This window comes from Burkholderia sp. SRS-W-2-2016, from assembly GCF_001931485.1.
Classification (GTDB): Bacteria; Pseudomonadota; Gammaproteobacteria; order Burkholderiales; family Burkholderiaceae; genus Paraburkholderia.
Genome location: NZ_MSDV01000003.1, coordinates 155480 through 165878 on the forward strand (window position 1 = coordinate 155480; position 10399 = coordinate 165878).

Annotated in this window: 6 protein-coding genes; 3 read left to right on the forward strand and 3 right to left on the reverse strand. The window is 66.6% G+C overall.

Features of this window, described 5'->3' with window-relative positions:
• Positions 1 to 39 precede the first annotated feature (39 nt).
• Positions 40 to 1350 carry a solute carrier family 23 protein gene (locus BTH42_RS01260; protein WP_075294927.1) on the forward strand — a complete coding sequence of 437 codons (1311 nt, stop codon included), beginning with the start codon at positions 40 to 42 and terminating at the stop codon, positions 1348 to 1350.
• Positions 1351 to 1418: 68 nt separating this feature from the next.
• On the opposite strand, the gene BTH42_RS01265 is transcribed toward BTH42_RS01260, so the two are convergent.
• Positions 1419 to 3083 carry a Na+/H+ antiporter gene (locus tag BTH42_RS01265; RefSeq protein WP_075294928.1) on the reverse strand — a complete coding sequence of 555 codons (1665 nt, stop codon included), beginning with the start codon at positions 3081 to 3083 and terminating at the stop codon, positions 1419 to 1421.
• 323 nt (positions 3084 to 3406) lie between these two features.
• Here BTH42_RS01265 and BTH42_RS01270 point away from each other — a divergent pair, with 323 nt between their 5' ends.
• Positions 3407 to 4681 carry an EAL domain-containing protein gene (locus BTH42_RS01270; protein ID WP_075294930.1) on the forward strand — a complete coding sequence of 425 codons (1275 nt, stop codon included), beginning with the start codon at positions 3407 to 3409 and terminating at the stop codon, positions 4679 to 4681.
• A 62-nt stretch (positions 4682 to 4743) separates the two neighbouring features.
• The gene (locus BTH42_RS01275) at positions 4744 to 5445 is read left to right on the forward strand and encodes a copper homeostasis protein CutC (protein WP_075294932.1); all 702 of its coding nucleotides are present in this window, start codon (positions 4744 to 4746) and stop codon (positions 5443 to 5445) included.
• Between the two features lie 117 nt (positions 5446 to 5562).
• Here BTH42_RS01275 and BTH42_RS01280 read toward each other — a convergent pair whose 3' ends face one another.
• Complete coding sequence (locus BTH42_RS01280; protein ID WP_075294934.1) at positions 5563 to 9150, reverse strand: indolepyruvate ferredoxin oxidoreductase family protein; 3588 nt, start codon at positions 9148 to 9150, stop codon at positions 5563 to 5565.
• 290 nt (positions 9151 to 9440) lie between these two features.
• On the reverse strand, positions 9441 to 10399 hold a 959-nt coding region (locus tag BTH42_RS01285; RefSeq protein ID WP_075294953.1), incomplete at its 5' end, for an ion channel.

Genomic DNA, 10399 nt, shown 5'->3' on the forward strand with positions numbered 1-10399 from the left:
CCACCAAACCACGCCGACCCCAACAGGAGAATTCCCGCGATGGCCGCATCCTATTTCCCGCGCTGGCGCCGCCAGCCCGCCGCCGCCGAGGGCGGCATCGTCGGTATCGACGAGCGGCTCGGCTGGCCGCAGATGGTCGCGATGGGCGTCCAGCACGTGGTCGCGATGTTCGGCTCGACCGTGCTCGCGCCGCTGCTGATGGGCTTCGATCCGAACCTGGCCATCTTCATGTCGGGGATCGGCACGCTGCTGTTCTTCGTGCTGGTCGGCGGCCGGGTGCCGAGCTACCTGGGGTCGAGCTTCGCGTTCATCGGCCTCGTGATCGCGGTGACCGGCTACGGCGGCCACGGGCCGAACCCGAACATTGCGGTCGCGCTCGGCGGGATCATCGCGTGCGGGCTCGTCTATGCGGTGATCGGCCTGATCGTGTCGGCGGTCGGCACGCGCTGGATCGAAACGCTGATGCCGCCGGTCGTGACCGGCGCGATCGTCTGCGTGATCGGTCTGAATCTCGCGCCGATCGCGGTGCGCGGCGTGAGCGGCAGCAACTTCGATTCGTGGATGGCGCTCGTCACCGTGCTGTGCGTCGGCGCGGTCGCGGTGTTCGCGCGCGGCATGCTGCAGCGTCTGCTGATCCTGATCGGCCTGCTGCTCGCGTACGTGATTTACGCGATCGTCACCAACGGCCTGGGCATGGGCGGCAAGCCGATCGATTTCTCGATCGTCGCGAACGCCGCGTGGTTCGGCATGCCGCACTTCATGGCGCCGGTGTTCGACCCGCACGCGATGACGCTGCTCGCGCCGATCGCGGTGATCCTCGTCGCCGAAAATCTCGGCCACATCAAGGCGGTCAGCGCGATGACCGGGCAGAACCTGGACCGCTATATCGGCCGCGCGTTTCTCGGCGACGGCCTCGCGACGATCGTGTCCGGCTTCGCGGGCGGCACCGGCGTGACCACCTACGCGGAGAACATCGGCGTGATGGCGGTGACCAAGATCTATTCGACGCTGGTGTTCGTGATCGCCGCGCTGATCGCGCTGCTGCTCGGCTTCTCGCCGAAGTTCGGCGCGGTGATCCAGACGATTCCGGGGCCGGTGCTCGGTGGTGTGTCGATCGTCGTGTTCGGGCTGATCGCGGTGACCGGCGCGCGCATCTGGGTCGTCAACAAGGTCGACTTCTCCGACAACCGCAACCTGATCGTCGCGGCCGTCACGCTGGTGCTCGGCGCCGGCGATTTCTCGCTGAAGCTCGGCGGCTTCGGGCTCGGTGGGATCGGCACCGCGACGTTCGGCGCGATCATTCTGTACGCGCTGTTCCGACGGAAGCCGGTGCAAGGGCCGGTGGCCTGAGCCTCGTTTTACCGGTGCCGGTGTCCGTCGTTGCGGGCGCCGGCGCCGGAGTCTCGCCGTTTATCTGTTTATCTATTACGCGCGGTCAGCGCGGTCTCCGACAAGTCCACCTCGCGCATCAGCTTGCTCATCGTTTCGTCGTTGATCCGCTGACTGTCGCGCAATTCGAGCAGCGTCTTGCGCTCGGCGCGCATCGCCGCGAGCTTCATCCGGAATTCGAGCGCGTCGGCGCGGCGCGCGAGTTCGCGCGGTTCCTGCTCGTCGTCGAGCGTCGCGAGGCGGCGCCGGTACAGGTCCATCACGCGCGCGGTCACATCGGCCGCATACGCGGCCGCCGACTCTTCGAGGTTCGAGCATTCCTTGTCGTGCACCTGATCGACCGCGCGAATCGCCGCCTGCGCGGACAGCGTGCGCGCGAGGTTTTCTTCCGCCGCATGCGGATCCTTGCCGCGGCGCCAGCCGCGCAGCAGCACCGGCAACGCGATCACCGCGATCAGCAGCGACAGCAGGATCACGCCCGACGCGATGAAGATCGCCAGATCGCGGCCCGGCAGCGGCGTGCCGTTCGGCAGCAATTCCGGCAACGACAGCACGCCCGCGAGCGTGACCGCGCCGCGCACGCCGGCCACCGTCGTCACCGACACCATCCGCAGCCCCGGCACCGCGTTCGCGACGCCCTGTTTAGCCGCGCCGCGGCTCGCGAACCAGCGCAGCATCCACACCCACACGAAGCGCATCGCGTACAGCGCCAGCGCGACCGCGACGATGTAGCCGATCAGCCGGCCGACCTGCGCGTCGCCGCTGGTATGGTGCGCGTCGAGCAGCGCGCGGCCGAGAATGTGCGGAAACTGCAGCCCCAGCATGATGAACACCATGCCGTTGAACACGAACTCGATCATCGTCCACGTGCTGCTCGCGCGCACCCGCGACGACACCTGCCCCTGATTGACGATGCTGGTGTAGTTCATCGTCATGCCGGCCGCGACCGCGGCGAGGATGCCCGACAGCTCGAAGCGCTCCGCGCACAGATAGGCGGCGAACGGAATCAGCAGCGTCATCACGACGCCGGGGGCCGGGTCGCCTTCCTCGGTCAGACTCAGGAAGCGCGTGGACACATAGCTGAATGCCGCGCTGACCGCCGCGCCGATCGCGAGACCGCCCGCCGCGATCACGACGAAGCTGATCGACGCGTCGCGCAATGAAAACACCCCGGTCAAGGCGGCGGCGATCGCGAACTTCAGCGCGACGAGGCCCGACGCGTCGTTCATCAGCGCCTCGCCTTCGAGGATGTGCATCAGCTGCCCCGGAATCTTGCCCTTGCCGGCGATGCCGGACAGCGCGACCGCGTCGGTCGGCGACAGCACCGCGGCGAGCGCGAACGCGACCGGCAGCGAAATTTCCGGCACCAGCGCGTGCACGAAGTAGCCGACCACCAGCACCGTCATGAACACGAGACCGAGCGCGAGCATCACGATCGCGCGGCGCGCCATGAAGAACTCGCGCTTTGGAATGCGCCAGCCGTCCGCGAACAGCAGCGGCGGGATGAACAGCAGCATGAAGATTTCCGGGTCGAACTTGACGTGCAGGTCGAAGCGCGGCCACGCGAGGATCGCGCCGATCGCTATTTGCACGAGCGGCAACGGCAGTTTGAACGGCAGCGGCAGCGCGCGGGTCAGCACGCCGGAGCCCGCGACCGCGAGCAACAGGATCAGGACGGTGAAGACGATTTCCATCGGATGTTCTCGGCGGATTGAGGTTTTCTGTTTGTGGGGGAGGCCACCACGGGCAGGGGGGAGTGTAGCCCGGCTGCGGGTCGCTGGGCCGCGAGGCGAGCACGGGGTAAATCCGCGCGACGCACTGTAACGGTGCATGCGCCGCCCAGCGGCGGCGCATCGGCCGTATCGCCGTGCAAATCTTTCGGTCGAATTACAGCGCTATGTGCGCCAGCGTGCGCATGGAGCTTGCTTAAGCGTTGTCGATGACGCACATTTTTAGAATCGGCGCGGGGCTGTCTGCTTCCGCGTTCGGACCGGCCGGTTCCGCGTGAGAGGACTGCATGACGATTGCGCAACAGGACAGAGCGGCGAGCGTGCCGCATGGCTTCGAAGTGGAGATGACTTCGGGCTTGCATCGCTATTCGGTGCAGCATGGCGAGCTGACGTTGACCAGCGTGTTCCAGCCGATTTTCAGCCTGTCGCATATGCGGGCGGTCGGCTACGAGGGCTTGCTGCGCGCGCACGACACGTTCGACCGGCCGATCTCGCCGCTCGACGTGTTCGGCGACGCCGCGCGCGTCGGCGACGCGCTGCAGGTCGACCGGCTCGCGCAGACGCTGCATCTGGAGAACTTCAGGATGCTCGGCGCCGAGCGCGAGTGGCTGTTCCTGAACGTGCATCCGGGCGTGCTGACCGATCCGTATCTGGCCGCGGCGCTGCTCGCCAATCTGCGGCGGCTCGAACTGTCGCCGCGGCGGGTGGTGCTCGAAGTGCTCGAGCAGAGCGCGGAGGACCTCGAACGGCTGGCCGACGCGGTGCGCGAGTTTCGCGAGCGCGGCTTCCTGATCGCGCTCGACGATTTCGGCGCCGGCCATTCGAACATCGAACGGATCTGGCAGCTCAATCCCGATATCGTCAAACTCGATCGCATCATGCTGTCGCACGCCGCGCATCGCGCCGACATGGCGACGATCCTGCCGGGCCTCGTCGCGCTGCTGCACGAGGCGGGCAAGCTGGTGCTGATCGAAGGCGTCGAGACCGAGCATGAAGCGCAGATGGCGCTCGCGTGCAACGCCGACTTCGTGCAGGGCTTTTTCTTCGGCCGGCCGGGTCCGGGTCTCGTCGACGCGAGTCATGCGGCCGCGTGCATCGGCGAAGTCACCGAACGCTACCGCGACCAGGCCGAGGCGCGCGAGCGCCGCAGCACGCGCCGGCTCGCGCCGTATCTGCGCGCATTCGAGCGCGCGGCCGAACGGCTCGCGGCCGGCGAACCGCTCGACGAGGTGTGCTGGAATTTCCTCGCGCTCGATCACGCGGCGCGCTGCTTCCTGCTCGATGCGAAGGGCCGTCAGGCGGGCCGCAACGTCGTGCTGCGCGCCGATCGCGCGGCGCATGAAACGCGCTTTTTGCCGCTCGCCGATGCGCAGGGCGCGAACTGGCTGCGGCGGCCGTACTTCAGCACCGCGATCAATGCGCCGGAACGCGTGCACGTGACGCGGCCGTATCTGTCGATCAACGAGGCGTTGCCGTGCGTGACGCTGTCGGTGGCGACGCGCGTCGGCGAGCAGATCTGCGTGCTGTGCGGCGATATCGACTGGGCCGACGACGAACGCTGACGCTGGCCGCACGATTAGCGCTTCTGCGATGATGTTGTTTTCAACGACATCCGGTTGCGCTCATGTCCGTGCTGCTCGAAGTGATTGCCACCACCGTTGCCGATGCGCGCGTTGCCGCGCGCGCGGGCGCCGACCGTCTCGAACTCGTGACCGCGATGGGCGAGGGCGGGCTGACGCCGAGCGTCGGGCTGATCGAGGCGGTGGTCGACGCGGTTCAGATTCCCGTCAACGTGATCGTGCGGCCGCATAGCCGCGGTTTTGTCTACGATGCCGACGACTATGCGGTGATGCTGCGCGACATCCGCGCGGTGAAGGCGGTGGGCGCGAACGGGATCGTGATCGGCATGCTCGACGGTGACGGCGCGATCGATCGCGCTGGTCTGACGCGAGCGTGCGAAGCCGCCGATGGACTCGCGATCACGTTTCACCGTGCGTTCGATGAAGCGCGCGATCTACGCGAAGCGCTCGATGTACTGCTGTCGTTCGATGCGGTGACCAACGTGCTGACGTCCGGTGGAAAGCCATCGGTATTGCAGGCGGAAGCGACGATTAGCGAACTCGTGCGCCAGGCTGCCGGCTCGCATTGCACGGTGCTCGCCGGCGCGGGTTTGACGATCGATGCGGTTGCGGGCTTCGTTCAGAGCACGCGGGTCGACGCGGTGCATTTCGGCTCGGGCGTGCGAGTGGATGGCAATGGACTCGCACCGGTGGAGCAGGAGAAAGTAGCGCGGGTGAGAGCGTTGCTCGATGCGATAGCGCGTTGACGCAACACGCGAAGCCACCACGCCCTAAAGCACCCGCCCAGCAAAAAGCCGCTTCGGCTCAAAACCGAAGCGGCTTTTTTCATCGCCACGTTGCGCGCGTCAAACGCGCACCGCAACTTACTTCGTGACCACCACCGGAATGCCGCGCAACTGCCCGGCGCCCTTCATCTCTTCCAGCGATTGTTTCACCGCCGCGCCGGTCGCCGCATCGATCCGCAAGCGTGCCGCCAGATCGCGTTCGCCGCGCTTCACGCCCGCCAGATTCGCGAGCTTCACGTGGCCATAGCCGCGCACCCGCGCATACAGTTCGGCCAGCTTCGCGACATCGTCGAGGTTGTCCACGTCGAGCCGTTCGAGCGCGCGTTGCAACGTGGTTTCGTAATCGCTCGCCAGTTCTCGTTCCATCTTGCGTTCGAGCGTGCGGCCGAACGGATCGAGCGGCGTGCCGCGCAGCCCGCGCCATCTGGCTAGCACGCCCAGCACCGGCCACATCCACTGACCGAAAGTTTTCTTCTTCGGCACCGCGCCGTGCTGCGCGCGCGTGAGCGTCGGCGGCGCGAGGTTGAAGCGGATCGTGAAGTCCTTGCCGGCGGTGCCTTCGAACTGCGCTTCGAGCGCGTCGCGGAACGCGGTGTCGGTATGCAGACGCGCGACTTCGTATTCATCCTTCACCGCGAGCAGTTTGTAGAACGTCGTCGCGACCGCGCGCGTCACGCGCTCGCTCTGTGCATCGACCGATGCTTCCGCGCGCCGCGCCGCGTCGACCAGGCCGCGATAGCGCTTCACATAAGCCGCACCGCCGTAGGTGAGCAACCGTGCTTCGCGATGCGCGATCAGTTCGTCGAGCGTATCGACACGCAGCGCGGGCTGCACCGCATGGCGTGCCTGCCACAGCGATTCGAGCGCGGCCGGCGCGGCGGCGGCCATGCGGCCGATCGAGAACGCCAGCTGATTCATCTGCACTGCGACGTTATTCAATTCGATCGCGCGCATCAGCGCCGCGAACGACACCGGCACCAGACCCAGCTGCCACGCAAAGCCGAGCATCAGGATGTTCGCGCCGATCGTATCGCCGAGAAAACGCGTCGCCAGTGCTTGCGCGTCGCAGGTCGACATCCGCTCTTCGCCGGCCGCGTGACGCATCTTGTCGAGCAGCGCATCGGCGTGCAGTGTCGCGTCCGGGTTCTGCACGAAGGTCGCGTTCGGAATCGCATGCGTGTTGACGACGATCCGCGTGCGGCCGTGGCGCACCGTCTGCAATGCATCGGCGCTCGCGCCGACCACCATGTCGCAGGCGAGCAGCACGTCGGCCTGCTGCGTGTCGATACGCACCTGGTTCAGCCATTCGTCGCGCGCGGCGAAGCGCACGAACGACAGCACCGAGCCGCCCTTCTGCGCGAAGCCCATGAAGTCGAGCACCGACGCGCTCTTGCCCTCAAGATGCGCGGCCATGCTGATCAGCGCGCCGACCGTGACGACCCCGGTGCCGCCGACGCCGGTCACGAGAATGTCGTACGGCGCGGCATCGAGTTGCGTGGCGGGCAGAGGCAGCCCGTCGACGTGCGCGGCGAGCGCCTGCGGATCGAACGCGGCGCCGGCGGCCTTCTTCAGCTTGCCGCCTTCGACCGTGACGAAGCTCGGGCAGAAGCCGTTCACGCACGAGTAGTCCTTGTTGCACGACGACTGATCGATCCGCCGTTTGCGACCGAGCGCGGTTTCCACCGGTTCGACCGACAGACAGTTCGACTGCACGCCGCAATCGCCGCAGCCTTCACAGACTTCCTCGTTGATAAAGAGGCGCTTGTCCGGATCGGGGAACTCGCCTTTCTTGCGACGGCGCCGTTTTTCGGCCGCGCAGGTCTGGTCGTAGATCAGCACGGTCACGCCGTCGGTGTCGCGCAATTCGCGCTGTACCGTGTCCATCTCGCTGCGGTGATGGAAGGTCGTGCCTTGCGGAAACAGGCCGTGATGGCCGTCGTATTTTTCGGGCTCATCGCTGACCACGACGAAGCGCGACACGCCTTCGGCTTCGACCTGCCGCGCGATCTGCGGCACCGAGATGCTGCCGTCGACCGGCTGGCCGCCGGTCATCGCGACCGCGTCGTTGTAGAGGATCTTGTAGGTGATCGTCGCTTTCGCGGCGACCGCCTGACGGATCGCCAGAATGCCCGAGTGAAAATAGGTGCCGTCGCCGAGATTCTGGAATACGTGGCGCGTTTTCGTGAACATCGAATGCGAGGCCCAGTCGACCCCTTCGCCGCCCATCTGGATCAGGCCGGTGGTGTCGCGCTCCATCCACGACGCCATGAAGTGACAGCCGATCCCGGCCTGCGCGATCGAACCGTCCGGCACCTTGGTCGACGTGTTGTGCGGGCAGCCCGAGCAGAAGTACGGCGTGCGCTTCACGCTGTCGGCCGCGTTCGACAGGATTTGCGGCGCGACCAGATCGACCACGCGCTCGCGCCGGTCGAGCGCGGGTTTGTGCTTCGCGAGCCAGTTCGCGAACACCGGCAGAATCCGCGACGGGCGCAGTTCGCCGAGGTCGGACAGCAGCAGCGTGCCGTCGGCGTCGTGCTTGCCGATCACCGCCGGCCGCGCGCCTTGCGTGCGGTTGTACAGATAGTCCTTGATCTGCTGCTCGATCACCGGGCCTTTCTCCTCGATGATCAGTACTTCCGACAGACCGGACACGAACGCGTCGATGCGCGTCATTTCGAGCGGGAACGACAGCCCGACCTTGTAGATACGCACGCCGGCCGCGTCGAGATCGGCGAGCGTCAGATCGAGCCGGCGCAGCGCCTCCATCAGATCGAGATGCGCCTTGCCGCAAGTCACGATGCCGACGTTCGCGTGCGGGCTCGGCGCGATCCATTTGTCGATGCTGTTGGTGCGCGCGAAGCGGCGCACCGCGTCGAGCTTCGCATGCAGGCGCGCTTCGATCGTCAGGCTCGGCAGATCGGGCCAGCGGTTGTGCAGCCCGCCCGCGGGTGCTTCGAAATCCTCAGGAACGGTCCAGCCGGTGTGCAGCGCGTCGAGATCGACGGTCGAGCCCGATTCGACCGTCTCCGAGATCGCCTTGTAGCCGACCCATGCGCCGGAGAAACGCGACAGCGCCCAGCCGTACAGGCCGAATTCGAGCATGTCGGCGATGTTCGATGGATTCACCACCGGCATGTGCCACGACATCATCGCGAAGTCGCTCTGATGCGGCATCGACGACGACACGCAGCCGTGGTCGTCGCCGGCCACCACCAGCACACCGCCGTGCGGCGACGAGCCGTACGCGTTGCCGTGCTTCAGCGCATCGCCCGCGCGGTCGACGCCCGGGCCCTTGCCGTACCACATCGCGAACACGCCTTCGACGGTGCGTTCCGGGTCGGCCTCGACCCGCTGCGTGCCGAGCACCGCGGTGCCGCCGAGTTCCTCGTTGATCGCCGGCAGAAAGCGCACGTCGCTCGCGGCGAGCAGTTTCTTCGCTTTCCACAATTGCTGGTCGACCATGCCGAGCGGCGAGCCGCGATAGCCGCTGATGAAGCCGGCGGTGTTCAGGCCGCTCGCCCGGTCGAGCGCGCGCTGCATCAGCGGCAGGCGCACGAGCGCCTGGGTGCCGGTCAGGAAGATCCGGCCGCGCGTCGCGGTGAGATTGTCGGACAGCCGGTAGTCGGCGAGAGCGGGCGTGCCGTCGATGGGCAGGCGGGCGGTCATGGGGAGTCTCTCCAATGTTCTATATCCGCGCGCGGTGGTGGGGGCACCAATGCGACATAGCGGAAGAGACTCTATTTTTTAGCGCGCTGCGGAGAGGAATTTTTCTTCTTTAATCGGCCGCTAACGAATGCGCGCGACGAGTCGCGCGTTTTGCCGCGCTTTTGAGCCGGATTTGCCACGCGGCGGCGGGCTTCGGGTATCCCCTGGGGTATTTCCCTGGCTGTCCGATACATCTCCGGACGGCCCGGCGCGGCCCGGTACGGCGGCGGTGCGCGAGGTGTTCGGTTGCGCTAAACGTGGTCAGCGTCGCGCCGCGTCGCACCGCGCGCGATCACGCCCGGATCGAGCGGCGCCGCATCGAGCGGCACGATCTCGTCGAAATGCGCGTAGTCGATATGGCTGACGCCGTCGCGCTCGCTCATGATGTCGACGAAACGGTACTGCCAGAAAATCTGCTCGCAGGTCCACATATGGCGCGCCTGCATCGTCTGCGACGTCGATTCGTCGATTCCTTCGAGCGTCAGCAGCAGCGACAGGCCGCTGTCCTTCAGCGTTTGCGCGTTCTCGCCGAACAGCGGACTGCTTTCGTCGATCACGTGCATCAGCACCCAGCCGAGCTTGAACACCGGATGCTGGTCGCGCACCAGCGTGAGGTCGTAGAGCTTGCGCAGCGTATAGCCTTCGACGGAGGTTTCCTCGCGCAGAATGCGCAGCCGCGCGCGGGCTTCGGCGATCACGTTTTGCCGCGCGTTGGCCGAGCGCACCATCAGCGTCATGCGGCCGTCGATCGGCCGGATCACCGCGTGGCGCGCGAACATGATCTTCGCGTGCGGGCGGGAGAAGCGCGCGAAGATCAGCCCGGTCGCCAACGCGATCCCCGACATGCCGACGAAGATTTCAAGCGTCGCGATCGCATGCGCGTAGACGGTCTGCGGATGCATGTCGCCGTAGCCGACGGTCGCGAGCGTTTCGACGCTGAAGAAAAACGCGCCGGGGAAGCCGGCCGGAAACTGATTGGCGATCGACGCGCGGCCGAGCATGTAGAGGCCCGCGAACAGCGTGTTCAGCAGCAGGAACAGCACCGCCAGCGACACGAAAAACACCGGCCAGCGCACGCCGAGCGCGCGGTGATAGAGGTCTTGCCAGAGCGGGGTCGGCATGCCGTGCGCGATCACGACGCGATCGTCCAGACGCATTTCACGGCTGCCGCGCGGGCGGCGCGGGGGTGCGCTGGCGTTGGGGGGATCGG